The organism is Methylobacterium sp. B4 (assembly GCF_003201865.1).
In the GTDB taxonomy this organism is placed as follows: domain Bacteria; phylum Pseudomonadota; class Alphaproteobacteria; order Rhizobiales; family Beijerinckiaceae; genus Methylobacterium.
In genome coordinates this window covers 95,066-120,700 of record NZ_QJJJ01000005.1, presented here as the reverse complement: position 1 = coordinate 120,700, position 25,635 = coordinate 95,066, and the positions used below count along the sequence as shown (strand labels likewise).

The window sequence follows — 25,635 nt, the reverse complement described above, 5'->3', positions numbered from 1 at the left end:
GGAGGGCCGACGGTTTAGCGGCTGTCGCGGTAGCTTGGAAGGGTCCGGAGAAGGGTCCGGGCCGGCCCGAGCGCGAGAGGCGTGGAGAGCGGGATGGAAGCGCGCGTTTCACATCGCCCGAATCCCACTCGGCGTGTAGCGTTCGCGCGATGCACAAGCTGCTGATTCAGCTCGGCCTTCGCTTCGACGACCCGGACGAGGAACGCTCCTTCGTCCGGAGCTTCACGCTTCACGATCTCGGCCGCACGCAGGCCGCGATGGTGCTGGGCGCCTTCGTCTACTGCTCCTTCTCGGGCATGGACTGGATTCTCAGCCCGGACGCCTGGGCCGTGGCCACCGCGCTCCGGCTCGCCGTCGCCCTCCTGGTCCTGTTGCCGGCGACCCTCCTGCTCACGCGGCCGGGCGCCCGGCCTTTCGCGGAGCAGATCTATCTCGTCTACTGCGTCGTTCCGGGCTGCGTGCTCAGCCTGATCTACGTCTTCCTGCGGCCGAGCTTCGATCACGGCGCTGCGGGCCTGATCATCGTGATCCTGTTCGTCTCCACGCTCCTGCCCCTGCGGGTGACCTCGTTCGCCGTGTTCGCCGTCCTGACCTGGACCTGCTTTGCCCTGTTCGAGACGATCGCGACGCACGAGAATCCCGGCTTGGCCCTCGTGAACAATGCCGAGATCGGCGCGGCCTACGCTCTCTCGCTCTACGGGGTGGGGGCCCGCGAATACCGCGCGCGGCGGCAATTCCGGACGGCCCGGGCGCTGCAGGCTGAGAAGGAGCGCTCGGAGAAGGCCTTGTCGGACCTGCGCTCCGCCCAGACGCATCTGGTCCAGGCCGAGAAGCTCGCCGCCTTGGGCCAGCTCGTGGCGGGCGTCGCGCACGAGATTAACACGCCCATCGGACTGGCGCTGACGACCTCGACCGCCTTCGACCACACCCTCGCGCAGCTGCGCCGCAGCGCCGCCTCGGGACAGATCCGCCGCTCGCAACTGACGCAGAGCGTCGACCGGCTCGGCGAGGGCGCGACCCTGATCGTCGCGAACTTGCAGCGCGCCGCCGACCTCGTTCACAACTTCAAACAGGTCGCGGTCGATCAGGCGACGGAGGACCGCCGCCGCTTCGAACTCCGGCCGTGGTTCGCCGAATTGCTGAGCACGCTCGATCCGGTCATGCGGCGCAAGGGACACGAGGTCCGGCTCGATTGCGCCGACGGCATCATCCTCGATTCGTATCCGGGGGCTCTGGCGCAGGTCGTCAGCAACCTCGCGCTCAACGCCATGATCCATGCCTTTCCCGAGGGACGCGCGGGGCGTCTCGCCATCGACGTGACGCAAGTCGAGGAGGCGCGGGTCAGGATCGTCTTTCAGGACGACGGAAAGGGCGTGCCGCGGGAGAACCTCCAGCGCATCTTCGATCCGTTCTTCACCACGGGACGGGACAAGGGCAGCACCGGGCTCGGCCTGCACATCGTCTACAACCTCGTGGTCTCGACCTTGGGCGGACAGATCGCCCTCGAGAGCGAGGAGAACGTCGGCACGCGGGTGACGATCGAGCTTCCCCTGACCCTGCCGGCACCCGCGCCGCACGGGAACGGCGTGCTCGTGCCGGGCACCTGACCGACGGGCTCCCGCCGGCGACCGCCGTTTTATGTCGAATCCGATCGGTCGCTTCGGAATGGTGGATTCGGGCTTCGCTCAGGCGCTGCGCGGGCTCACACCCGCCGCAGTCCCGCACGCGGGGCCAGATCCTGCGGCTCGCGTAGATTCCAGACCCATCCCAGCCGCCGCAGGCCTGTCAGCACCCACCAACCCGGATCGGCCTGTCCCGGCTCGATGCCGAGCCGCGCCGAGCCCGGCCAAGCGTGGTGATTGCCGTGCCACGCCTCGCCGAAGGTGATGAGCGCCGCCGCCGGCAGATCGTGCCCCTGCACCGCGACCCCGTCGATCGCCCAGCCCTGGGGACCGCTGCGATGCGTGACGTGCCCGACCAGCCAGTGCCCCGTCACCGAGACCGCGACCCGCACCGCAACGCCCCAGACCAGCCACGGCATCCCGCCGACGAGGACAAACGCGACGCCGAGCGGCACCTGCTGCAGCATCCAGGTCGCCTCCAGCCAACGCAGGAAGGGATCGTCCCGCAGCCGCGCCTCGGGGGCGAAGAGCGGCGGGCGATCCAGCTCCAGCCGGCAATGCATCTGCCACCACGCATCCTTCAGGGGCTGGGCCCGGTGCGCATGCAGATCGTGGCAGGCCGCCTGCCGCTGTGCCCAGTCGCGCATGTCGTGCAGGCGGACCATGCCGAGCGGCCCCGCCATCCCGACCAGGGTACCGAGCCAGACCAGCAGCCGTTCGAGCCAGAGCGGCGCTTCGAAGCTGCGGTGGATCAGGAGCCGGTGCAGGCCGATCGAGTGGCCGAGGCAGAGCGTCACCGCGCTGATGGCGAGGAACAGAAGCACAGCGCCCGGCGTCACGAAGACCGGCCCCAGGCCGAGGGCCGCCAGCGTCATCCCGCCGATCCAGAGAGAGCGGGCCGGCGCCCACCTCACGCGCCCCGCGGTCGCCGAGACGCCCGGCACCACGATCACCCGTTCCGTCGAAAGGCAGCTCACTGGGTTGGTCACGGGACGCCTCCGTTTCGGTATTTAGGCAATAACCTAAATACCGACGCACCGGATGGTCAAGCGCCCGTGCCTTCGCTACGTCTCGTTCGGCCCAACATGCAGCGCATCTTCGAAGCTCTCGCCTCCGCCGCCCGGCGGCGCATCCTCGCCATCCTCGCCCACGGCGAGATGAGCGCGGGGGACATCGCCGCGCGCTTCGACATGACCCGCGCCTCCATCTCGCAGCATCTCTCGGTGCTGGAGGCCGCCGGGCTCGTCACCAGTGAGAAGCGCGGCCAGTTCGTGTTCTACCGGCAGGTGCCGGAGAGCCTCGTGAACACCCTCAACGGCTTCGTGCAGGAAGCCTGCCCCATCGGCCGTCCACTCCGGCGCGAGAGCGCCGCCCGCGCCCGCCGCTCCAAGACCTGAGCCGTGCCGCGGCGGCCGCCGGTCTCGCATGGATTCCGGCGGCGACTTCGCGCCGAACGCCCGGCGATGCGACGGCTGAAGCCTCGTGCGGCGGTGCGGACCGTTGCGCAGGGGGCGCCAATGCCCAGATTGAGCCGGGCCGACCCGGTCGGCGACGAGAAGAACGAGCGCACATGCACGGCACGCTCCCCGGGGCGGATACTCCGCCCTCCCGGCCGGTCCCGGCCTCCCGTCTGCCGCTCACGCTCCGGCTTGCCTTGCGCGAATTGCGCGGCGGGCTCTCCGGCTTCCGGGTGTTCATCGCCTGCATCGCGCTCGGGGTGGCGGCGATCAGCGGCGTCACCTCCATCGCCGCCTCGCTCTCCGGCGGGCTCGGGCGCGAGGGGCGGCGGATTCTCGGCGGCGACATCACCTGCAGCTTGATCAACCGCGAGGCGACACCGGCCGAGCGGGCCGTGCTCGACGGACAGGCGGCGGTCTCCGAGGTCGCGAGCCTGCGCGCCATGGCAGTGGCGGGCGATGGTGGGGCGGCCCTGGTCGAGTTGAAGGCCGTCGATGGCTCCTACCCCGCGGTCGGCGCGGCGGAGACCGAGCCGCAAGCCCCGGTGCAGGACCTGATCGCCGAGCGGGGCGGGATCTTCGGTGCGGTGGCGGACCCGGCCCTGCTGACCCGGCTCGGGCTCAAGCCCGGCGACCGGGTGACGCTGGGCGGCTTTCCCGTCGAGATCCGCGCGGCTCTCGTCTCCGAGCCCGACCGGATCGGCTCGGGCATCGGCTTCGGGCCGCGCCTGCTCGTCTCGCTCGACGCCCTGCGCGCCACCGGGCTGATCCAGCCGGGAAGCCTGAACCGCTTCACCTACCGCTTGCAACTGCCCGGCGCCGAGGACGCGCGCCTCGCCGCCGTCAGCGCGGCGGTCCAGAAGGCCTTGCCCGAGGCGGGCTTCGAGATGCGCTCGCGCGACAACGCCGACCCACGCTTTGCCAAGGGCATCGAGCGCTTCACCCAGTTCCTGACGCTGGTGGGGCTCACCGCGCTCATCGTCGGCGGCGTGGGCGTCGCCAACGCCGTGCGCGCCTTCGTGGACGGCAAGCATGATTCCATCGCCACCCTCAAGAGCGTCGGAGCCCCGGGCTCGCAGGTGGTCGTGCTCTACCTGATCCAGGTCATGCTGATCGCGGCCGTCAGCACCGTGCTCGGCCTCGCCATCGGCGCGGGGCTGCCCTTCCTGCTCGATGCCGTCCTGCGCGACCAGCTTCCCCTGCCGCTCAATCCCGAGATCGCGCCGGCCCGGCTTGCGCTCGCCGCCGCCTACGGCCTGCTGACGGCGCTGGCCTTCGCGATCCTGCCGCTCGGCCGCGCCCACGACGTGCCGGTGGCCGGCCTGTTCCGCGACACGGTCGATCCCTCCGGCCGCCGGCCGCGCTGGCGCTACCTCGCCGTGCTGGCCGGAGCGCTGCTGGCGCTGGCGGGCCTCGCTCTCTTCACAGCTTTCGACCGGAAGGTGGCGCTGATCTTCATGGCCGCCGCCGCCCTGGCCTTCGGCGGCCTGCGGCTCATCGCGTCGGGGCTGATGGCGCTGGCCGCCCGCCTCAAGCGGCCGAAGGCCATGGTGCCGCGCATGGCGCTGGCCAACCTCCACCGGCCCGGCGCTCTGACGCCCGCGGTGGTGCTCTCGCTCGGCCTCGGGACCACGCTGCTGGTGACCCTGAGCGCGATCGACGCCAACATCACCCGCGCCCTGGAAAGCTCCCTGCCCGACCGCGCCCCGAGCCTGTTCTTCCTCGACGTCCCCTCACGGGACGCCGACGCCTTTTCGGCCTTCCTCGGGGCGCACGCCCCCGACGCCAAGATCGAGCGCGTGCCGATGATGCGCGGCCGCATCACGGCGCTGGACGGCGTGCCGGCCGGGCAGATCAAGCCGCCGGAGGACGCCGCCTGGGTGCTCGATGGCGACCGGGGCATCACCTACGCCGAGACGCCGCCGGACGGATCGAAGATCGTCGAGGGCGCGTGGTGGAGCGCGGAGGAGGGCCGCCAGCCGCTGGTCTCGTTCGACGTCGAGCTGGCCCGCGGCCTCGGCCTCAAGGTCGGCAGCACCGTCACCGTCAACGTGCTCGGGCGCTCGATCTCGGCCCGCATCGCCAACCTGCGCAAGATCGAGTGGCGCTCGCTCGGCATCAACTTCGTCATGGTGTTCTCGCCGGGAACCTTCCGCGGCGCGCCGCACGCGGATCTGGCCACGCTGACGCTGCCCAACGGACCCGATCCGAAGCTCGAGGCGGAGGTGGTGCGCGACGCGGCCAAGGCCTTCCCCTCGGTCACCAGCGTGCGGGTGAGGGACGCGCTGGAGGCGGTCAACGACCTCGTCCACAAGCTCGTCCTGGCGATTCGCGGCGCCAGCGTCGTGGCGGTGGTCGCGAGCCTGCTGGTGCTGGCCGGGGCGCTCGCCGCCGGTCACCGGGCCCGGCTCTACGACGCGGTGGTGCTGAAGGTGCTCGGCGCCACGCGGGCGCGGCTGCTGGCGGCCTACGCCCTCGAATACGGCGCGCTCGGATTCGCCACCGCACTGTTCGGCATCGTCGCCGGTTCGCTCGCGGCCTGGGTGATCGTCTCTCGCGTCATGCGCCTCGATTTCTCACCCGATCCCGCCGGGGCGCTCGGGGTTGCGGCCTTCGCGGTCGTGTTCGCGGTGGTGGTCGGCCTCGCCGGCACCTGGCGCATTCTCGGACAGAAGCCGGCTTCCTATCTTCGCCAGTTCTGAGGTGGCGTTGCTGACGTTTCAGGACGGATTTTCATCCCTAAAAAATCATCAAAATCTTTGGCATCTGGAAAGCTTGAAAACGTGGCCGTCAGGTCAAGGCCCACTTGTTTATGGCAGTTCCAGCGAACATATTCGGCCGTGAGGCGCGTTTGACGCGCCAGGGGCATGCGTGGACCTCGACACAAGCCCACGCCGAGAGGTTCCAAGGGAAACTTTCATGGCATTCGACAATAGCCCGTTCCGCTACGGCGCCCAGCCGCAGGGGTACGCCGGCTCTCAGGTCGAAGTCGACCAGGGCCTGCGCAGCTTCATGCTGGGCGTCTACAACAACATGGTGGTCGGCCTCGGGATCTCGGGTCTCGTCGCGCTCGGCCTCAACGCGATCGCCGTCGCCGGCTATCAGGGCTCCAGGCCGCTCCTGACGCCGACCGGGCAGTTCCTGTACGCCAGTCCGTTCAAGTGGGTGCTGATGCTGGCGCCGCTGGCCTTCATCTTCGTGTTCTCGTTCCGGATGGACCGCATGTCGGCGTCGTCCGCGCGCACGATGTTCTGGGCTTTCGCGGCGGTGATGGGCGCCTCGATGTCCTCGCTGATGCTCGTGTTCACGGGCGCCAGCGTGGTGCGGGTGTTCTTCATCACGGCGGCGACCTTCGGAGCGCTGAGCCTCTACGGCTACACCACCAAGCGTAGCCTGTCCGGCATGGGCTCGTTCCTGATCATGGGCCTGATCGGCATCATCATCGCGTCGCTGGTGAACCTCTTCCTGGCTTCTTCCGCGCTGCAGTTCGCGATCTCGGTGCTCGGCGTGCTGATCTTCGCCGGCCTGACCGCCTACGACACGCAGAAGCTCAAGGAGATGTTCCTCTACAGCGGCCTCGACGCCGAGGGTGCTGCCAAGATGTCCATCAACGGCGCCCTGACGCTGTACCTGGACTTCATCAACATGTTCCAGTTCCTGATGCAGCTGCTGGGCGACCGCCGCTAAGCATCCAAGCTGCAAGGGCCTGAAACCGAAGAGCCCCGGCCGAAAGGTCGGGGCTTTTTCGTGCGTGGATGGCATTCGGCTCCAACGCCCGAAGCCAAGCACGAAAAAGCCGGCACTGCATTCCTGCAGGCCGGCTCGCTGGGACCGTCTCCGCTCGACTGCATTACATTCGACCAACCTCCGTCGTCGCGAGGCGAAGCCGAAGCGATCCAGCGCTCCGCATCGGAGAGAGAGGTCGCGCTCTGGATCGCTTCGCTGGTGCTCGCGATGACGATAGGGGCGCCAGGGTCAACGAACGGACATCGAATCCGTACGGAGCGCGGCGGGGAAAAATCCGATCAGAGCCCCGTCGGGCGCCCTGCGGCGACCACCAGCATCCGGCCGTCACCGAGCGTCCGCGCTCCGGCCCGCCGGATATCGGCCTGGGACACGCTCGCCACGAGGTCGTTGCGGCGGGCGATGTAGTCCATGCCGAGCCCCTCGAAGGCGATCTGCACCAGCTGGTTGGCGATCTTGGTCGAGGTGTCGAACCCGAGCGCGTAGGAGCCGGTGAGGTAGTCCTTGGCCTTCTGCAACTCCTCGTCGGAGGGGCCGTCGGTGATGAGGCGGTGGATTTCCTCGCCGATCACGTCGAGGGCCTCGACCACGCGCTCGTTCTTGGTGGCGGTATAGCCCCAGGTCATCGCCACTGCGCGGTGCGAGGTCAGCGAGGTGCCGACCGAATACGCCAATCCGCGCTTCTCGCGCACCTCCTGGAACAGGCGCGAGGTGAAGGCGCCGCCGCCGAGGATGTGGTTCAGGACGTAGGCCGGGATGAAGTCCGGGTCGCGCCAGGCTACGCCCGGCATGCCGAAGCGGATCACCGATTGCGGCACGTCGAGATCGACGACGATGCGCTGGCCGAGCTCCTTGATGGCGGTCGGCGGCACCGTCTTCAGCGGCCCCGCCTCGGGCAGGCCGCCGAAGGCCCGCGCGATCATCCCGATGATCGCCTCCTCCTCGAAGGCGCCCACAGCCGCCACCTTCAGGCCGCCGCGGCCGATCAGGGCGCGATGCATCGCCACGAGGTCTTCGCGGGTGATCGCCGACACCGTCTCGATCGTGCCCGCCGAGGGACGCCCGTAGGCGTGGCCGGGGAAGGCTTCGCGGAAGTAGCGGCGGGAAGCCATTACCCCAGGATCGTTCTGCTGGTAGCGCAGGCTCGCGATCATCTGCGCGCGCACGCGCTCGATGGCCGGCGGATCGAAGCGCGGCTCGGCCAGCGCGAGGCCGAGCAGGCGGATCGCCTCGTCGGCGTGCTTGGTCAGGGTCTTGAGCGAGCCGCCGATGGAATCGGGGCTGGTGTGGAAGCTCAGCTCGATCGCGCGGGCGGCGAGCGCCTCCTGGAAGGCATCGGAATCGAGTGCGCCCGCGCCTTCGTCGAGCAGGCGCGCCATCATCTGCGCGGTGCCCGCCTTGCCCTCCGCGTCCTGCGCCGCGCCGCCCTCGAAGGCGAAGGAGAGCGCGATCATCGGCACCACCGGCGAGGCGACGTGCCAAGCCTCGATGCCGGGGGCGGCCGCGAGCGGCAGCGCCTGGGTCGGCGAGCTCGTGGTGCCGGTCTCGGCGAGATTCATCGGAAGTTCCTCAAAGCGACTTTTCGCAAACGGCGCCGCCTCGGGCGGCGCGAAGAATCGAGCGTCAGGCGGCGACGTCGGCGTCCCGGGGCTTGGTCAGGTAGCCGGTGACGGAGCGGGCCGGCACGAGGTAGCGGGCGGCGACCGCCACGAGCCGGTCGCGGGTCACGGCCTCGATCTCGATCGGCCAGCGGGTGACCTCCTCGACCGTCTCGCCAATGGCGAGCGCCGAGCCGTAGATGCGGGCGAGCGAGGATTGCGAGTCGGACGAGTAGACCGTCTCGGCCACGAGGCGGGTCTTGGCCCGCTCGATCGCCTCCGGGTCGAGTGCCTCGGGGGCGCGGCGCAGCACGCGATCGACGTGCTCCTCCAGGGCCTCCAGGGTCACGCCCTCGGCCGGCACGGCGTAGACGGCAAATCGCGTGTCGTCGATGGCCGAGCCCATATACCAGGCGCCGGCATTCACCGCGACGCCCATCTCCAGCACCAGCTTGCGGTAGAGGAACGAGGTGGCGCCGCCGCCGATCACCTCGGCGAGCAGTTCGAGCGCGTGGCTCTCGCCGTCGCGGGCGGTCATGCAGGAAGGGGTCAGGTAGAGGCGCTGCAGGGTCGGCTGCTCGACCTTCGGGTCGGCCACCGCGATGCGGCGCATCGCCCGCGGCTCCGGCTCGCGCGGGCGCACCCGCAGCGGCCGGGCGCCCTGCGGCGCGACCTTCCCGTAGGTGTCCTCGGCGAGCCGGCGCACCTCGTCGGGCGTCACGTCGCCGGCCACGACGAGGATCGCGTTCTCGGGCGTGTAGAAGCGCTTGTAATAATCGATGGCGTGGGTGCGGTTCAGCTCCTCGATCTCGTGCATCCAGCCGATGATCGGGATGCCGTAGGGATGGTGCACGAACAGCGAGGCGGCCATGGCCTCGGAGAGCTGCGCGGAGGGATCGGTCTCGACCCGCATGCGGCGCTCTTCCAGCACCACGTCGCGCTCGGGCGCCACCACGGCGTCGTCGAGCACGAGGCCGCTCATGCGGTCCGCCTCGAAGGACATCATCGTCGAGAGGTGGTCGCGCGCGACCCGCTGGAAATAGGCGGTGTAGTCGAAGCTCGTGAAGGCGTTCTCCTGGCCGCCCAGCGACGAGACCGCCTTCGAGAAGGCACCGGCCGGGTGCCGCTCCGTCCCCTTGAACATCAGGTGCTCGAGGAAGTGGGCGATGCCGGACTGACCGATCGGATCGTCGGCGGAGCCGTTGCGATACCAGATCATGTGGGTGGCCACGGGCGCGCGATGATCGGGCACCACCACCACGTCGAGGCCGTTGTCGAGCACGAAGGCGGAGACCTCGGGGCCGCCGGCCTCGGAGCGCCCGAACGGGGCGGCATCCACGCGGCCGGCGTGATTGAGGCCTCGCTGCGGTCCTACGGGCGCGATGGCCTTCCGGTAGAGGTGCATCCTGTTGTCCTTATGCGGGGGCTCTTCCGCCCACCGCGCTTTCCGTCCCAAAAGTCCCGGCATTGTTCCGGGAAACCGTGCCGGGCGCAAATCCCGTACCGCGCGACGTGTCCGCACGGTCACGGACCGTTCCGATGCTTCATCCCATCGTCAGTCCCGTCGGGAAGATCTGGGACGCGGCGGGATCGACGCTCTCAGCGGCCCGACGGATTTCTCATATAGGCACGCGGATCGGCTTCGTCCCGATCGCTGATCGGTCCGCCGACCGGACCACCTTGGGGCTTGGCCACCTTGACGGGCGCCTTGCGGTAGCCGGTGGGCGGATCTGTGAGCGTGTCGCGGTCCGGCTCGACCAGGGTCGGCTCGACCGTCTCCGACTTGCCCTTGAGCAGTTCGAACGGGTTCAGCCAGGTCGAGGTGCGGGTATCGCCCTCGCCGGGGGTGCTGGCCGGCCCGCTGAGGGCGCCCGCGCCGGCGCGGCGGCCGGCATCCATCTCGTAGACCGAGAGGGTCTCGTTGTTGTCGTTCATGCGCCCCTGGGCCCCGCGCACGATCGGCTTCTTCGCCTCGACGGCGGCGCGCTCGCGCTGCAACACCTCGGGATCCTTCGGCCAGGCCGGATCGGCCTGCCGGCTGCGGGGCACGGGCAGTCCGGCGGTGAGGTCTTCCTTGCCGCCGAGCTTGGGCGGCATGGCGAGCGGTGCGCGCTCGCGATAGGTGATGGCGGGACGGTCCGGCTCGATCAGGCCGAGGTTGCTCAGCGTATCGCGCATGAACTCGCCCTCGGCCCGGGCCGCTCCGGCGGAGCCCGCGAGGAGGGCGGCACACAGGGCCGGCCCCCGGATCGATCCCAGAGCCCGAGTGAAGCTGCGTCGCCCGCTCATGCCGATATCCCCAAGGCTTCGGGCCAGCCCTTCCCCCGGTGATCCGGGTGTGAGTCGCGTGACGAGCCCTTTGATACCGAGGTGAGCCGGGTTTCGGGCGAAGGTATGGCGCCTTAACGCGGGGCGGGCCCCTCGCGCGCTCAAGCCTGGGGACGGCCCTCGTCGCCGGAGGCTTCCGTCTGCGGGGTCCGACCGGCCGGGCGCAGGCTGTCGAGGATCAGGCCGACGACGCCGGCGACGATGGCCGCATCCGCCACGTTGAAGACGTACCAGGACCAGCGCCCGGCATGCAGGTGCACGAAATCGAACACCGCGCCGTAGGCCGCCCGGTCGATGGCGTTGCCCAAAGCCCCGCCGACGATGAGCCCGAGCGCCACGGCCAGCAGCCGCGAGCCGGCCCGGACCATCCAGACGGACAGCCCGACTGCGGCGACGAGGGAGACGGCGACGAGGACCCAGCGCCCGAGCCCGCCCTCCTGCTGGAACAGGCCGTAGGACACGCCGCGGTTCCAGACGACGACGAAATCCGCGAAGGGCGCCAGCCGCCAGGGCTGCGTCATCACGAGATCGGTGCCGAAATAGAGCCAGAGCTTGGAGGCTTGGTCGAGCAGCAGGGTGGCGAGCGCGGCGAGGAGGCCGGAGCGGGCGGGGCTCACACCGCCCCCGCACCGGGATGCGCCGCATCCCACTCCCGCAGGGCCCGCGCGTCGCGCGGCGTCACCTCGGGATAATCCGGATCGCTGCCGACCTCGGGCGTCACCCGCCAGGAGCGGGCGCATTTGGTGCCCGCGGCGCGCTCCGGCACCACCGCCACGCCCTTCACGTCGTCGAGGCGGAAGGCCTCGGCCGGCCCCTCGCCGGCGCGCACGGTGATGGCCGAGGTGATGCAGATGTCGGCGAAGTCGACGCCGTCGAGGGCGCCGAGCAGCTCGGCATCCGACACGGAGACGGTCGGGGCCGCCTCCAGGCTCGCGCCGATGCGCTTGGCCGCGCGCTCGATCTCCAGGGCGCCGGTCACGACCCGGCGCACCTTGCGGACCTTCTGCCAGCGGGCCGCGAGCGCGTCGTCGCGCCATTCGGCGGGTGTCTCCGGCAGGGTCTGGAGATGCACCGAGCCGTCCTCCGAGGGGTAGCGGTCGAGCCAGGCCTCCTCGGCCGTGAAGGCCAGCACGGGGGCGAGCCAGATCACCACCCGGCGGAAGGCTTCGTCGATCACCTGCAGGGCGGCGCGGCGCGTCAGCGAGGAGATCGGGTCGCAGTAGAGCGCGTCCTTGCGCACGTCGAAGTAGAAGGCCGAGAGGTCGCCGGTCATGAAGCCGTTGAGCAGGGCCACGATCCGCTTGGTGTCGAAGGCCGTGTAGGCCTCGCGGATCTCGCCGTCGAGCTGCGCCAGACGGTGCAGAATGAAGCGCTCCAGCTCCGGCATCTCGGTGAACGGCACGTCGTCCCCCGGCACCCGGTGGGCGAGCGAGCCCAGCATCCAGCGGAGCGAATTGCGCAGCTTGCGGTAGGTCTCGGCGAAGGTTTTGACGATCTCCGGCCCGATGCGCAGGTCGTCCGAATAGTCGGCCGCCGCGACCCAGAGGCGGAGGATGTCGGCGCCCGATTCCTTGATGACGTTCTGCGGCGCGACGACGTTGCCGCGCGACTTCGACATCTTCTCCCCCTTGGCGTCGAGGACGAAGCCGTGGGTGAGCACCACGTCGTAGGGGGCAAAGCCCCGCGTGCCGCAGGATTCGAGCAGGGAGGATTGGAACCAGCCGCGATGCTGGTCGGAGCCTTCGAGGTACATCACCGTGTCCGGTCCGCCATCGACCGCGCGGCGGATGCCGGCGAGGCCCGGGAAGGCCTCCGGGTCATCGAGCACGAAGGCGTGGGTCGAGCCGGAATCGAACCACACGTCGAGCACGTCCGTCACTCTTTCGTACCGCGCCGGATCGTGTTCGGGGGCGAGGAAGCGTTCGGTCGCGCCATCGGCGAACCACGCATCGGCGCCCTCTTCGGCGAAGGCCTGCGCGATGCGGGCGTTGACCACCTCGTCGCGCAGGACCTTGCCGGTCTCGCGCTCGACGAAGACGGTGATCGGCACGCCCCAGGCGCGCTGGCGCGAGACCACCCAGTCGGGCCGGCCCGCCACCATGCCGTTGATGCGGTTCTTCCCCTGTGGCGGAACCCACTGCGTTTCTTCGATGGCGTGGAGCGCCGTCTCGCGAAGGGTCCGGTTTCCGAGCGAATCCACCGGCCGGTCCATGGCGATGAACCATTGCGGCGTGTTGCGGAACAGGACCGGCTTCTTCGAGCGCCAGGAATGCGGGTACTGGTGGCGCAACACCCCGCGGGCGACCAGGGCGCCGACCTCGGTCAGCGCGGCGATGATCGCCTTGTTGGCGTCGCCCTTCTCGCCCTTCGCGTTGAAGACGAAGCGGCCGGTGAAGCCCGGCGCCTCCGCCGTCAGCATGCCGTCGGCATCCACGGTGTAGGGAATGCGGGTGTCGATGCCGGCTTCCGTGAGGCGGCGGCCATTGGCCATCCAGACCTCGAAGTCTTCGCGGCCGTGGCTCGGCGCGGTGTGGACGAAGCCGGTGCCGGCCTCGTCGGTGACGTGCTCGCCGTCGAGCATCGGCACCGGGAAGCCGTAGCCCGGATCGAAGGGGCTGAGCGGATGCGAGAGGGTGAGCCCGGCCAGGGCCGCCGCTGGAACGTCGGCGACGCGCTCGTAGGCCTCGACGCGGGCCGCCTTGAACACGCCCTCGGCGAGCGCGTCGGCGAGCAGATAGGTGTCGCCGACCTTCGCCCAATTGTCCTCGGCCGCTTCCGTGACGCGGTAGAGCCCGTAGGCGACCCGCTTCGAATAGGCGACGGCGCGGTTGGCCGGCAGGGTCCAGGGCGTGGTCGTCCAGATCACGACGCGGGCGCCGGCGAGTTCGGCGGGCGCACCCTCGCGGATCGGGAAGGCCACGAACACCGTGTCGCTGACATGCTCCTCGTACTCGACCTCGGCCTCGGCCAGCGCGGTCTTCTCGACCACCGACCACATCACCGGCTTCGAGCCGCGGTAGAGCTGGCCGGAGGCGGCGAACTTCATCAGCTCCGCGGCGATGCGCGCCTCGGCCGGGTAGGCCATGGTCGAGTAGGGATGGTCCCAGTCGCCGGTGACGCCGAGCCGCTTGAACTCCTCGCGCTGGATGTTCAGCCAGTCCGCGGCGAAGGCCCGGCATTGCTGGCGGAATTCCAGCACCGGCACCTCGTCCTTGTTCTTGCCCTTGGCGCGGTACTGCTCCTCGATCTTCCACTCGATCGGCAGGCCGTGACAGTCCCAGCCCGGCACGTAGTTCGCGTCGCGGCCGAGGGCGCCCTGCGAGCGCACCACCACGTCCTTCAGGATCTTGTTGAGCGCGTGGCCGATATGGATGTTGCCGTTGGCGTAGGGCGGGCCGTCATGCAGCACGAAGCGCGGGCGGCCCTTCGCGGCGGCGCGGATCCTTGCGTAGAGGTCGATCCCCGCCCAGCGCTCCAACAGCAGCGGCTCGCGGGTCGGCAGCCCCGCCCGCATGGGGAAGTCGGTCTTCGGCAGGAAGAGGGTTCGCGAATAGTCGCGGGCGGCCGCGGGCGCGGCGTCGTTCTGGTCGCTCATGGCGGGGTTCGGCAGGATTCTCGTCGCGGGGGACGGGCGGAAGGGACGGGCGGAGGACTTCACCCGGCATCCGGGGCGGCCGCAGTTGCGGCGCCTTACGCGGAAGCCGGGCCCGTAATTCGCGTCGCGCTGAGGATGAGGCCGAACATGCCGTGCTTCTAGAGCGCTCCCCGGCCAAGGGGAAGGCCTAACCCGAAGGGTCGGGAGGCGTGTGGAGCCGGGGCAGCCCGGGACGTTCCCGATCGCTTGCGCGCCGGTCTGAACGTCCGACCCGGCCGTTTCATCCGCGCCCATGCCTGTGACATCGAACCGCTGGAGGCTTGCGCCGGCCCTGCATCCTTGCCATCAGCCCGGCCCACACACCTCCCGCGATGGGCAGCAGGGTCGTGCGGTGCCGCAGAGGCGTCATTGGTTACAAACGCCGCGCCGACTACCGGTGTGCGATTGAGCACAGAAATCAAAGAGACTAGCGTCCGCCAGAAGCCGCCCGGGCGAGGCTGCGCGACACGGTATCGGTGAGGAAACATGGCCCATTCCGCAACGCATGATGCGGGCCCGCACGGCGCGCACGTCCCCTGGTACCGGGTGCTCTACATCCAGGTTCTGATCGCCATCGTGCTCGGTGTGCTGCTGGGCTGGCTTCAGCCGGAATGGGGCAAGGCGCTCAAGTGGCTCGGTGACGGCTTCATCGCGCTGATCAAGATGCTGATCGCGCCGATCATCTTCTGCACCATCGTGCACGGCATCGCCTCGATCGGCGACCTGAAGAAGGTTGGCCGCGTCGGCCTCAAGGCCCTGATCTATTTCGAAGTCGTCTCCTCCCTCGCGCTCCTCATCGGCATCATCGTCGGCGAGGTGATCCAGCCGGGCGCGGGCTTCGGCGCCGACGTGTCGAAGCTCGATGCCAAGGCGGTCGAGGGTTATGCCAGCAAGGCGGCGGCGGATTCGACGGTCGCGCACCTCCTGGCGATCATCCCCAAGAGCTTCTTCGACGCCTTCGCCACCGGCGACCTACTTCAGGTCCTGCTGATCTCGGTGCTCACCGGCGTCGTGCTCACCGGCATGGGCGAGAAGGGGGCCGGCATCACCCGCGGCATCGACGCGGCCGGTCAGGTCTTCTTCCGCATCATCGGCCTCGTGGTGAAGCTCGCCCCCATCGGTGCCTTCGGCGCCATGGCCTTCACGGTGGGCCAGTACGGCATCGGCAAGGTCATCGACCTCGCTTGGCTGGTCGGCACCTTCTACACCACCTCGCTGCTGTTCATCTTCGTCGTGCTCGGCGGCATCGCGGCGTTCGCCGGCTTCTCGATCATCAAGTTCCTTGCCTACATCAAGGACGAACTCCTGATCGTGCTCGGCACCTCCTCCTCCGAGACCGTGCTGCCGCACATGATGACCAAGATGAAGCGGCTCGGCGCCTCGGATTCGGTCGTCGGCCTCGTGATCCCGACGGGCTACTCGTTCAACCTCGACGGCACCAACATCTACATGACGCTGACCACCCTGTTCCTGGCGCAGGCGGTGGGCGCCGACCTCACGGTCGGGCAGTACGCGACGATCTTCCTCGTCGCGATGCTGACCTCGAAGGGGGCCTCGGGCGTCACGGGCGCCGGCTTCATCACGCTGGCCGCGACGCTGGCGGCGATCCCCGGCAACCCGGTGCCGGTGGCGGCGATGACCCTGGTGCTCGGGGTCGACAAGTTCATGTCGGAGTGCCGCGCCCTGACCAACCTGATCGGCAACGGTGTGGCCACCATCGTCGTCTCCCGCTGGGAGGGCGAACTGGACAAGACCAAGCTCGCCGAAGTGATGGCGCATCCCATCGCCATCGGCACCGATATCTCGGACGAGGCGCCGGAAGGCCCGGGCGAAGATGTGCCCCCCACCGCCCCGAAGGCCGTAGCAGCGCAGTAAGCCAGCCTTGGCTCTCGAAAGGCTGCGGATCGGGATCGACCTCGGCGGCACCAAGATCGCCGGGGTCGCGCTCGATTCGGAGGGGGCGACCCGCGCGGAAGGGCGTGTGCCGACGCCGCGGGGCGATTACGGCGGCACGCTCGCTGCGGTCGCCGATCTGGTCGCCGCCCTGGAGGCGGAGGCCGGCACGGGCGGCGCGAGCGTCGGCGTCGGCATGCCGGGGGCGGTCTCCCGCGCCACCGGCCTGATCAAGAACGCCAACTCCGTCTGGCTCAACGGCAAGCCCTTCGCGCGGGATCTCTCGGCCCGCCTGAACCGGCCGGTCCGAGTCGAGAACGACGCCAACTGCCTCGCCGTTTCGGAAGCGGTCGACGGGGCGGGGGCGGGCGCCGGGATCGTCTGGGCGGTGATCCTGGGCACGGGCGTCGGCTCCGGCATCGCGGTCGAGGGCCGGGCGCTTGCGGGGCGCAACGCCATCGCCGGGGAATGGGGGCACAATCCGCTTCCCTGGCCGCAGGACGACGAGCGGCCGGGCCCGGCCTGCTATTGCGGACGCCACGGCTGCATCGAGACCTGGCTCTCCGGTCCCGGCCTCGCCGCCGATTTCCATCGCAGCACCGGCGAGACGTGGAAGGGTGAGGCGATCGTCGCCGCCGCGCTCTCGGGCGAGGCGCGTGCGCGCGCCAGCCTCGCGCGCTATCTCGACCGTCTGGGGCGGGGCATCGCCCACGTGGTCAACATCCTCGACCCCGACGTGATCGTGCTCGGCGGCGGCCTCTCGCGGATCGAGAGCATCGTCGCCGCCCTGCCAGAGGCGATCACGCCTCACGTCTTCTCCGACGCCTTCGACACGCCGGTGCGGGCAAGCCTCCACGGCGACGCCTCCGGCGTGCGCGGGGCGGCGTGGCTCTGGGAGGATACGGAATGATCGGTTGGCTCCGCCGCGTGTTCGGGCAGGAACGCCCGTCCCCACCGTCCCCGCCGGCCTGGGAGCCAAGTCCGCCGCCGCCGCCCCTGCCGGCCTGGGAGCCGGAACCGCAGCCGCCGCGACGGCGCAGCGAAGCGGAGATCGATGCCGTCGAGGCGGCCCTGAGCGGCTTGATCGCGGCCGGCCTCCGGCTCGGCCCCCACTACGAGGGGATGGACCGGCGCGCGGTGGCGCGAGCGATGGCGGTGCATCCCGAATTCGCCGTGGGCGACGCTAACGAGACCCTGCCGCTGACCGAGCACGGCTCGGACGCGCTGTCGATCGACATCCTGTGGAGCTATCGCGCCCTCGCCGACGAGATCGAGGACGAATTCGCCAACGCGGCGATCTTCGTCGATCACTGCTACGACGGCGCCGACGAAGACACCTATCGCGCGCTGTTCGCCCGGCTGATCGCTCTCGCCGGGGTCTGGACCGGCCGCGGCATCACCGTCTCCCGCGTGCCGGGACTCGGCCCCTACGGGCACGGCTTCCGCGTCGCGTTCGAGACGCAGCCGGCGATTGCGCCCATCACCTTCCCGGCCGACAAGAACTTCGATTGGAGCCTGCTCGAACGGCTCGATGCGTGCCGGCCGGCGGGCGAAACGCGGCGGTTCCGGATCGCCGCCGATGGCGGTGCGGGACTGGTGCTGTTCGTCGACGACGCCGAGGCGCGGACCATATCGACCCGCCTCGGTTGGGGGCCGGACGACCTCTGAGGGCCGCGGCCATCTCGGGATAAGTCGGTCAGCATTGACTTCACCCGCTCGCCTCCCGAAAACCCGCCGTCCCCTTTCCGCGGGACGCGGCTTACGAAAAACACGGTCCCATCATGCCCATCCTGACCTTCCCCGACGGCAACACCCGCGCGTTCGACGCCGCGGTGACCGGCCGGACCGTGGTGGAGGGCATCGCCAAGTCGCTCGCCAAGCGCACGGTCGCCATGGCGCTCGACGGCACGGTCTGCGACCTCGACGACACGATCGAGCGGGATGCGGCGATCGAGTTCATCTCGCGCGACGATCCGCGCGCCCTCGAACTGATCCGCCACGACTGCGCGCACGTCCTGGCGGAAGCCGTGCAGGCGCTCTGGCCCGGCACGCAGGTGACGATCGGCCCCGTCATCGAGAACGGCTTCTACTACGACTTCGCCAAGGACGAGCCGTTCACGCCCGAGGACTTCCCGAAGATCGAGGCGAAGATGCGCGAGATCATCTCGCGCGACGCGCCCTTCAGCAAGGAAGTCTGGAAGCGCGACGACGTGAAGGCGCTCTTCGCCGAGAAGGGCGAGAGCTACAAGGTCGAATTGGTCGATGCGATCCCAGCCGGCGAGGATCTGAAGATCTACCGCCAGGGCGAGTGGTTCGATCTCTGCCGCGGCCCGCACATGACCTCGACGGGCAAGGTCGGCGCGGCCTTCAAGCTGATGAAGGTCGCAGGCGCCTATTGGCGGGGTGATTCCAACAACCCGATGCTGACGCGCATCTACGGCACGGCCTGGGCCTCTCAGGGAGATCTCGACGCCTACCTGCACCGGCTGGAGGAGGCCGAGCGCCGCGACCACCGGCGCCTGGGCAAGGAGATGGACCTCTTCCACTTCCAGGAGGAGGGGCCGGGCGTCGTGTTCTGGCACGCCAAGGGCTGGACGATCTTCCAGGAGCTGATCGCCTATATGCGCCGCCGCCTGAAGGGCGATTACGCCGAGGTGAACGCGCCGCAGATCCTCGACAAGTCGCTGTGGGAGACCTCCGGCCACTGGGGCTGGTACCGCGAGAACATGTTCGCGGCCCAATCCGCCGGCGAGGAGGCCGAGGACAAGCGCTGGTTCGCCTTGAAGCCGATGAACTGCCCCGGCCACGTGCAGATATTCAAGCACGGGCTGAAGTCGTATCGCGACCTGCCGCTTCGCATGGCCGAGTTCGGCGTGGTCCACCGCTACGAACCGTCCGGCGCGATGCACGGCCTGATGCGGGTGCGCGGCTTCACCCAGGACGACGCGCACATCTTCTGCACCGAGGACCAGCTCGCTGCCGAGTGCCTGAAGATCAACGACCTGATCCTCTCGACCTATGCCGATTTCGGCTTCGATCAGATCCTGGTGAAGCTCTCGACGCGGCCCGAGAAGCGCGTCGGCTCCGATGCCCTCTGGGATCACGCCGAAGCGGTGATGACGCGGGTGCTGGCGCAGATCGAGGAGCAGTCCGGCGGGCGGATCAAGACCGCGGTCAATCCCGGCGAGGGTGCGTTCTACGGGCCGAAATTCGAGTACGTGCTGCGCGACGCCATCGGCCGCGACTGGCAGTGCGGGACGACGCAGGTGGACTTCAACCTGCCGGAGCGGTTCGACGCGAGCTACATCGATGCCGACAGCCAGAAGAAGCCGCCGGTGATGATCCACCGCGCCATCTGCGGCTCGATGGAGCGCTTCACCGGCATCCTGATCGAGCATTTCGCCGGCCACTTCCCGCTCTGGCTCGCGCCGGTGCAGGTGGTGGTGGCCACCATCACCAGCGACGCCGACCCTTACGCCCGCGAGGTGGTCCGCGTCCTGGAGCGCGCCGGGCTCCGGGTCGAGGCCGACCTCCGCAACGAGAAGATCAACTACAAGGTTCGCGAGCACTCGCTGGCCAAGGTGCCGGTGCTGCTGGCGCTCGGCCGCCGCGAGGCGGAGGAGCGCACGGTCTCGGTGCGCCGGATGGGAAGTCAGAAGACCACCACGATGGCGCTCGACGCGGCACTCGCGGCCTTCGTCGAAGAGGCGACCTCCCCGGACCGCCGCAGGGCGGACGCCGCGGCCGAGAGCCTCCCGAGCACCGACGCGGTGCTCGACGGGCACCATGTCGAGCTTCCGGCGCCGTAAGGAGTTGAGGCGGCCACCGCATCGGTGGCCCCCTCGCCGCTGACTGGCACCGTGCCTGTCGCCTGACACGCACGGCGCACTCACGAGATATCCGGCGGCATGCGCGGCCGAGGGCGGACGTTCCACCCGACCGTGCCTCCTTCGAGGCCGTCCTACGGGGCCCTGGCTTCGTCGGGCGGAAACCAGCGGTCGCGCATCGCTTCGAGCGCGTTGGCGTAGTCGTCGCTCCAGGGCCGGCGCGACAGGTCGGCCGCCGCCGGGCGCCAGCCGAGGGCCTGCGCCTCCCGGAGCACGGCCGCGTCTCGGCTGAGGATGACCACCTGCGAGGCGGAGAGCATGTTCTTCGCTGCGGCCTCCGTCGGCAGGTCGGTGCGGTGGAGCAGCGTCAGGCCGTGCTCGGCCGCGACGCGGGCGAGCACGTGCCTCAGCTCGAAATCGCGGTTGCTGATGTGCAGGGCCAGTACGCCGTGTCCATCGAGATGGGCGAGCTCGACCCCTAGTCCCTCTCGGGTGAGCAGGTGCATCGGGATCGAGTCGGACGAGAACGCATCGATGACGAGCACCCGCGCCGCGTCCTGACGGCCGGCCAGAGTCAGGCGGGCATCGCCCTGCACGATGCGGGCCTCGGGCGCGCACTCGGACAGGAATCGGAATCGGTCCGGGTCCCGCGCGAGCCGGATCACCACGGGATCGATCTCGTAGAAGGTCCAGGCTTGGCCGGCCTGCGCGTAGCAGGCGAGGCTGCCGGCGCCGAGGCCGACGATCGAGACCGCGGGGATGGGGCCGGTGGCGCGGCGGCTCACCTCGAACACGTCGGCGAGCGGCGTGCCGGGCGCGTAGTAGGTGGTCGGCTCCGGCCGGCCCGTGCTCGGCGTGCCGTCATCCTCGCGCAGGCGCATGGCGCCATGGATGGTCGTGCCGTGCGAGAGGAGGCGGAAGCGCCCGTCATTCGAGTTTTGGATGCGGTGGAGGCCGAAGAAGCTGCGGTGCGTGTCGCTCCCGGGCAGGATCGTCCCCGGCAGGAGGCTCGCGATGCCGACGAGGATGCCGACGAGGCCCGCCCGGGTCGGGCTGCGCCAGTTCGCGGCGAGGCTCAGCGTCAGGCCGACCAGCAGCATGCCGACCCCGACTTGCGGCCCGCGGTACAGGGCGACGGCGAGCGCGATGGCGGCCGTGGCGCCCAGCAGGAAGAGCGAGCGCCGTGCCTCGACCGCGAAGCGGGACCAGCCGCCGGTCCAGACGCCCGGCCGGCAGATCAGCGCGGCGGCAAGCAGGAGCGGATACTCGGTGATGTCGGAGAAGATCTGCGGAGCCACCAGGGCGGCGAAGATGCCGCCGACCACGCCGCCGAGCGAGGTGTAGAGATAGAACTCGGTGAGACGCGCCGCCGGAGGGCGCAGGGCGTAGACGGCGCGGTGGGCGATCAGCGCGTTGACGAAGAGCAGGCCCAGCGTCACGCCGAGATCGAGCAGGAGCGGCGTCTGCCTCACCAGCAGCGCGACGAACGCGGCCACCGTTCCGGCGACCTGCACGGCACCGAGCACTTTGCCCGAACCCGCCGTCTCCGATCGTGCCGGCCGGAAGGCGAGGATGAAGCTGACGAGGTAGAGCGCGAGCGGCACGACCCAGATCAGAGGGATCGCCGCCACATCGGTGGAGATGTGCGCGGTGACCGCGACGAGCAGGCCCGAGGGCACCGCTGACAGGCCGATCCAGGCGAGGCGGCGCTTGAGGCCGACCGGCCGGTCGGCTTCGTCCCCGGCGGCTGCGGCGGCGATCCCGGCGGGTGCCCCGTTCCGCAGGCGCAGGCCGCAGGCGACGACCGCGCAGGTCAGCGCGGCGTAGCCGAAGGACCAGAGCCGCGCCTGCGCGTCGAGGCCGAGCAGCGGCTCGACCAGCAGCGGGTAGGCCAGCAGGGCGGCGAAAGAGCCGGCATTCGAGGCGCGGTAGAGGAAGTAGGGGTCGGCGCTCTGCGCGTGGCCCGAGCGGGCGAACCACGCCTGGAGGAGGGGGGCGCTCGCCGAGAGCGCGAAGAACGGCAGGCCGATCGAGGCGAGGAACAGGCCGATCAGCCAGAGGGCTTCGCCCTCCGCGGGCGGCGCGCCGAAACCCTTGGCCACCGCCACGGGCAGGAAGACGAAGCCGGCGAGCAGGACGAGGACGTGGGTCGCGAGCGCCGCCCGCGGCTGCAGCCGGCGCGTCAGCAGGTGGGCATAGGCGTAGCCGGCCAGGAGCAGCGTCTGAAACACCACCATCGCCACCGACCACACCGCGGGCGAGCCGCCGAGGATCGGCAGCACGCGCTTGGTGAACATCGGCTGCAGGCCGAACAGCAGCAGGGCTGCGAGGACGAGGGTTCCGGAGAACAGGCCGACGAGCCCGACGCGGGAGGCGGCCCGTGCCGCCAGGGAGGATGCCGCCTGCCGCCGCGACGCCTCGACGAGTGCCATCGCCCGAAATCCCCTCAAATCGTCCTGAGGATCTCGCATACCGGCAAAGATTTAAGGGTTGCCTTCGGCCCGGCTCACCCCTCCATCGCCCGCGACAATTCCGAGAAGACCCGCGGGTCGGCGCATTGGGCCACGTTGAAGCGCATGTAATCGGCTGCGCCCTGGCCGAGGGAGAAGACGTTGCCGGGGGCCAGCACCACGCCGCGGGCCAGCGCCCGGCGCGAGACGTCGGCCGCGTCGAGGCCGTCCGGGAGCCGTGCCCAGAGGAACATGCCGCCGGTCGGTACGAAGGGGACGCTCAGGCCGGCCTCCTCGAGACGGCGCACCACTGTGCCGCGCGCCTCGGCCAGCCGGCTGCGCAGGGCGTCGAGATGATGGCGGTAACTGCCCTCGGCGAGGAAACGGTGGACGGTGGCGGCGGTGAGGTGGTTGTCGCTCAGCGAGACCGCGAGCTTGAGATCGACGAGGCGCTCGACCCAGTCGGCCCGGAGCGCGATCACGCCGACCCGGGCTCCGGTGGAGAGCGTCTTCGAGAAGCCGCCGACATGGATCACCCGGTCGAGCCCGTCGAAGCCGGCCAGCCGCGGGCCGGGCTCCGCCTCGAAATCGGCGTAGGCGTCGTCCTCGACGATGAGCGTGCCGTGCATCTCGGCGAGCCGCAGGATGCGGTGGACGGTGACCGGGCTCAAGGAGGCGCCCGTCGGGTTCTGGAGGCCGGAATTGGTGATGTAGAAGCGGGGACGGTGCTCGATCAGCGCCTGCTCGAAGGCGGCGAGGTCCGGCCCCACGGGCCCGAAGGGCACTCCGACCATGCGCAGGCGGTGGGCACGGGCGAGCGCCTGGAACGAGAAGTAGCAGGGATCGTCCAGAAGCACCGTGTCGCCGGGCTCGGCGAGGAAGCGGATGATGAGATCGAGGGCGTGGGTGACCGAGTCGGTCAGCACGAGCTGATCGGGATGGGCGCGGATGCCGCGCTCGGTCAGGCGCAGGGCGAGGTGCTGGCGCAGCGGCGCCAGCCCCTGCGGCGTGTCGTAGAACATCACGGCGTCGCTCTGGCGGGCGACGTGGCGCAGGGCGCGCCGCAGATCCTCCTCCGGCAGCCAGCCCGGCGGAAGCCAGCCGCAGCCCGGCCGCAGCGAATCGGGGCGCGCCTCCAGCGACTGGCGGGTGATCCAGACCGGATCGACCGCCCGGTCGAGCCGCGGGCCGATGGCGGCGAGGCTGAGCGGCTCCGGGCGGGCCGAGACGAAGAAGCCCGAGCCCGGGCGGGAGACGATGGCGCCGCGCGCCGCCAACCGGTCATAGGCCTCGACCACCGTCGATTTCGAGACCTGCAGGCTCTCGGCGAGCCCGCGCACCGAGGGGAGCCTCGCGCCGGGGCCGAGCGCCCGGCCCTCGATGCGGGCCTCGATGGCGCGCATCACCGTCTCGACCCGTGAGAGGGCCGGTCTCGGTGCCGCTTCGATCAGCGCGTCCGTCATGACGGCTCCTCCGAACTGTACGGATGGTCGTTCCGGACAGTTCGTTGAAATCGTACCGCAACCGTCCCTGTCGGGAAAGGCGAATGGCTCGCATATCCAGGCCATCGCAGCACAGGAGGCCGCTATGAGCTTGACCGAAGACATCACCGCGCACAGCCCCGGGACGAGGGCGTGGATCGAGCGGCGCATCCGCGACGCCGTCGTGCTGCTGGGCGGGCTGGCTCTCGCCCTGCCGCTGATCGTGCCGTTCGCCTGAGAGCGGGCCGCGCGGCTCAGCCGGCGGTGCAGTTCGCCTCGAACAGCGCTTTGGCGCGCTCCATGGCGCGGAACGCCGTCGGGCTGCCCGGGCTGCGCAGCTCCGGTCCCTCCGGCAGCCGCCCGAGGAAGTTTTCCGGGATAACGGCGACGAAGGGTCGAGGGCCGGTATAGGCGCCCATGCGGTTGCGGACATCCACCGTGCCGCACAGCGCCCCGGCCCGGCCGATCCGCAGGCCGGCGACCCGGGCGTCCGGGTCGCCCATCTGCTTCCCGATCAGGCTCAGCGCCGTCGACGCCGCATCTGCTCCAACCGCTGCATCCGAGCCGTCGACGACGGTCTGGGCGCCCGCGGCGCCAGCGCCGGACAGGATCAGGAGGGCCGCCAGGGCGGCCTGGTGCGGACGCATCGGATCAGCTTCCCTTCGCCACGACCTCGACATCGTGGTCCATGCCGCTCTCCACCTTGAACTCGCGGGTGAAGACCTGCCCGTCGTGGCGGGCGATCAGCACGTAATCGCCCTCCGCGAGCGTGACGGACGGAAAGGCGCCGATCGCCTCGCGGATCGTGTCGCCGCCCGGCGTCAGCACGCTGAAGGCGGTGCCGGCGAAGGCTTCCGTGCCCGGCGCGGCAACGAGCTTCAGGGTCACCGTGGCGGCCCGGTGGTTCATCGTCGCCTCGGTGACCTTGCCGTTCTCGACCCGGAGGTCGGCGCGCTGGATCGCGTTCGAATCGCCGTAGCTCGACACCACGTGGTAGGTGCCCTCCGGCAGGCGCACCACCTCGCCGGCCTTGATGGCGCTGCGCACGAGGCGGCCTTCCGAATTGGTGCCGATGGGCACGAAGACGGAGAAGGCGAGCTGGTTGGCCGGAATCTTCTGGTCGCCGACCGCACCCGACAGCCGGAGGGCGCCCGCCGCCACACGGAGTTGATCCGCGGCGGCCCGGCCCGACATCGTAATCCGCTTCGAGGCGCTGGCGTAGCCGTAGGTGACGGTGGCGAGGTAGGCGCCGGCCGCGAGCTTGAAGCTGGGCGCGGCCTCGTTCGAGCGGGCCACGATCACCGGCCGGCCGGCCTCGCCGCGATCCTCGTAGATGCGCCAGCTGAGCCCGGAGCGGATCGGCCCGTTCGAGCCCGCGAACACCGCAGAGAGCGCCAGATCCGCCTCGCCTTCCGCGGCCGGCGGCGGCAGCATCGGCCCGGTGATGCCCGGCGAGGGCAGCCCCGGCCCGAACGGGCTCTGCGGCTGCGCCCGGGCGGGCAGGGCGGCGAGGAGAGCCCCGAGGAGAGCCCAAAGAACAGCCTTGCAGCCCCCGGACCCGCGTCCCATCGTCCCTCGACCCTCACCGTCCGCCCTGTCGG

At 70.1% G+C, this 25,635-nt stretch carries 20 protein-coding genes; 9 read left to right on the top strand and 11 right to left on the bottom strand.

Going from position 1 to position 25,635, the window contains the following annotated elements; translation table 11 throughout:
- Nucleotides 1-149: 149 nt before the first annotated feature.
- Nucleotides 150-1,607, top strand: coding sequence for a HAMP domain-containing sensor histidine kinase (locus tag BY998_RS09340; RefSeq protein ID WP_110351359.1), 1,458 nt, complete (start codon nucleotides 150-152; stop codon nucleotides 1,605-1,607).
- A 95-nt stretch (nucleotides 1,608-1,702) separates the two neighbouring features.
- Here the strand turns inward: BY998_RS09340 and BY998_RS09335 are convergent, their stop codons facing one another.
- A complete protein-coding gene (locus tag BY998_RS09335; protein ID WP_110351358.1) occupies nucleotides 1,703-2,599 on the bottom strand; it encodes an acyl-CoA desaturase in 897 nt (298 codons plus the stop codon).
- A 108-nt stretch (nucleotides 2,600-2,707) separates the two neighbouring features.
- Here BY998_RS09335 and BY998_RS09330 point away from each other — a divergent pair, with 108 nt between their 5' ends.
- A complete protein-coding gene (locus BY998_RS09330) occupies nucleotides 2,708-3,019 on the top strand; it encodes a metalloregulator ArsR/SmtB family transcription factor (RefSeq protein ID WP_110351357.1) in 312 nt (103 codons plus the stop codon).
- Between the two features lie 173 nt (nucleotides 3,020-3,192).
- Nucleotides 3,193-5,781, top strand: a complete 2,589-nt coding sequence (locus tag BY998_RS09325) for an FtsX-like permease family protein (protein ID WP_110351356.1) — start codon at nucleotides 3,193-3,195, stop codon at nucleotides 5,779-5,781.
- Here BY998_RS09325 and BY998_RS23935 read toward each other — a convergent pair.
- A complete protein-coding gene (locus BY998_RS23935; protein ID WP_146221760.1) occupies nucleotides 5,763-5,948 on the bottom strand; it encodes a hypothetical protein in 186 nt (61 codons plus the stop codon). The two genes, BY998_RS09325 and BY998_RS23935, sit on opposite strands and share 19 nt — an antisense overlap.
- Nucleotides 5,949-5,998: 50 nt before the next feature.
- Here BY998_RS23935 and BY998_RS09320 point away from each other — a divergent pair, with 50 nt between their 5' ends.
- Nucleotides 5,999-6,766 carry a Bax inhibitor-1/YccA family protein gene (locus BY998_RS09320; RefSeq protein ID WP_110351355.1) on the top strand — a complete coding sequence of 256 codons (768 nt, stop codon included), beginning with the start codon at nucleotides 5,999-6,001 and terminating at the stop codon, nucleotides 6,764-6,766.
- 338 nt (nucleotides 6,767-7,104) lie between these two features.
- Here the strand turns inward: BY998_RS09320 and BY998_RS09315 are convergent, their stop codons facing one another.
- The 5 genes from BY998_RS09315 to ileS all read right to left on the bottom strand — a co-directional run bounded on the left by BY998_RS09315 (nucleotide 7,105) and on the right by ileS (nucleotide 14,344).
- Nucleotides 7,105-8,382 (bottom strand): pitrilysin family protein, encoded by a 1,278-nt coding sequence (locus tag BY998_RS09315; RefSeq protein ID WP_110351354.1) that lies wholly within the window; start codon nucleotides 8,380-8,382, stop codon nucleotides 7,105-7,107.
- A 64-nt stretch (nucleotides 8,383-8,446) separates the two neighbouring features.
- Complete coding sequence (locus BY998_RS09310) at nucleotides 8,447-9,826, bottom strand: pitrilysin family protein (protein ID WP_110351353.1); 1,380 nt, start codon at nucleotides 9,824-9,826, stop codon at nucleotides 8,447-8,449.
- Nucleotides 9,827-10,020: 194 nt separating this feature from the next.
- Nucleotides 10,021-10,710: a hypothetical protein gene (locus BY998_RS09305; RefSeq protein WP_110351352.1), complete on the bottom strand. Its 690-nt coding sequence runs from the start codon at nucleotides 10,708-10,710 to the stop codon at nucleotides 10,021-10,023.
- A gap of 140 nt (nucleotides 10,711-10,850) precedes the next feature.
- Nucleotides 10,851-11,366, bottom strand: a complete 516-nt coding sequence (gene lspA, locus BY998_RS09300) for a signal peptidase II (RefSeq protein ID WP_110351351.1) — start codon at nucleotides 11,364-11,366, stop codon at nucleotides 10,851-10,853.
- The gene (gene ileS / locus BY998_RS09295) at nucleotides 11,363-14,344 is read right to left on the bottom strand and encodes an isoleucine--tRNA ligase (RefSeq protein ID WP_110351350.1); all 2,982 of its coding nucleotides are present in this window, start codon (nucleotides 14,342-14,344) and stop codon (nucleotides 11,363-11,365) included. The genes lspA and ileS overlap by 4 nt, the downstream gene beginning before the upstream one ends.
- 525 nt (nucleotides 14,345-14,869) lie before the next feature.
- Here ileS and BY998_RS09290 point away from each other — a divergent pair.
- The 4 genes from BY998_RS09290 to thrS all read left to right on the top strand — a co-directional run bounded on the left by BY998_RS09290 (nucleotide 14,870) and on the right by thrS (nucleotide 20,085).
- Entirely contained in the window at nucleotides 14,870-16,258 is a 1,389-nt protein-coding gene (locus tag BY998_RS09290) for a dicarboxylate/amino acid:cation symporter (RefSeq protein WP_110351349.1), read from the top strand.
- A 7-nt stretch (nucleotides 16,259-16,265) separates the two neighbouring features.
- Complete coding sequence (locus BY998_RS09285) at nucleotides 16,266-17,186, top strand: ROK family protein (RefSeq protein WP_245421540.1); 921 nt, start codon at nucleotides 16,266-16,268, stop codon at nucleotides 17,184-17,186.
- On the top strand, nucleotides 17,183-17,944 hold the full coding sequence (locus BY998_RS09280) for a hypothetical protein (RefSeq protein WP_110351348.1): 762 nt from the start codon (nucleotides 17,183-17,185) through the stop codon (nucleotides 17,942-17,944). The genes BY998_RS09285 and BY998_RS09280 overlap by 4 nt, the downstream gene beginning before the upstream one ends.
- A 113-nt stretch (nucleotides 17,945-18,057) precedes the next feature.
- On the top strand, nucleotides 18,058-20,085 hold the full coding sequence (thrS, locus tag BY998_RS09275; RefSeq protein WP_110351347.1) for a threonine--tRNA ligase: 2,028 nt from the start codon (nucleotides 18,058-18,060) through the stop codon (nucleotides 20,083-20,085).
- A gap of 152 nt (nucleotides 20,086-20,237) precedes the next feature.
- Here thrS and BY998_RS09270 read toward each other — a convergent pair whose 3' ends face one another.
- Nucleotides 20,238-22,535, bottom strand: coding sequence for a hypothetical protein (locus BY998_RS09270; RefSeq protein ID WP_110351346.1), 2,298 nt, complete (start codon nucleotides 22,533-22,535; stop codon nucleotides 20,238-20,240).
- A gap of 74 nt (nucleotides 22,536-22,609) precedes the next feature.
- Nucleotides 22,610-24,016 carry a PLP-dependent aminotransferase family protein gene (locus tag BY998_RS09265; RefSeq protein ID WP_110351345.1) on the bottom strand — a complete coding sequence of 469 codons (1,407 nt, stop codon included), beginning with the start codon at nucleotides 24,014-24,016 and terminating at the stop codon, nucleotides 22,610-22,612.
- A gap of 124 nt (nucleotides 24,017-24,140) precedes the next feature.
- On the opposite strand from BY998_RS09265, the gene BY998_RS25040 reads away from it, so the two are divergent.
- Nucleotides 24,141-24,272, top strand: coding sequence for a hypothetical protein (locus BY998_RS25040; RefSeq protein ID WP_280952896.1), 132 nt, complete (start codon nucleotides 24,141-24,143; stop codon nucleotides 24,270-24,272).
- 16 nt (nucleotides 24,273-24,288) lie between these two features.
- Here BY998_RS25040 and BY998_RS09260 read toward each other — a convergent pair whose 3' ends face one another.
- Nucleotides 24,289-24,681, bottom strand: coding sequence for a hypothetical protein (locus BY998_RS09260; protein ID WP_110351344.1), 393 nt, complete (start codon nucleotides 24,679-24,681; stop codon nucleotides 24,289-24,291).
- A gap of 4 nt (nucleotides 24,682-24,685) precedes the next feature.
- Complete coding sequence (locus BY998_RS09255; protein WP_110351343.1) at nucleotides 24,686-25,603, bottom strand: hypothetical protein; 918 nt, start codon at nucleotides 25,601-25,603, stop codon at nucleotides 24,686-24,688.
- Nucleotides 25,604-25,635 lie beyond the last annotated feature (32 nt).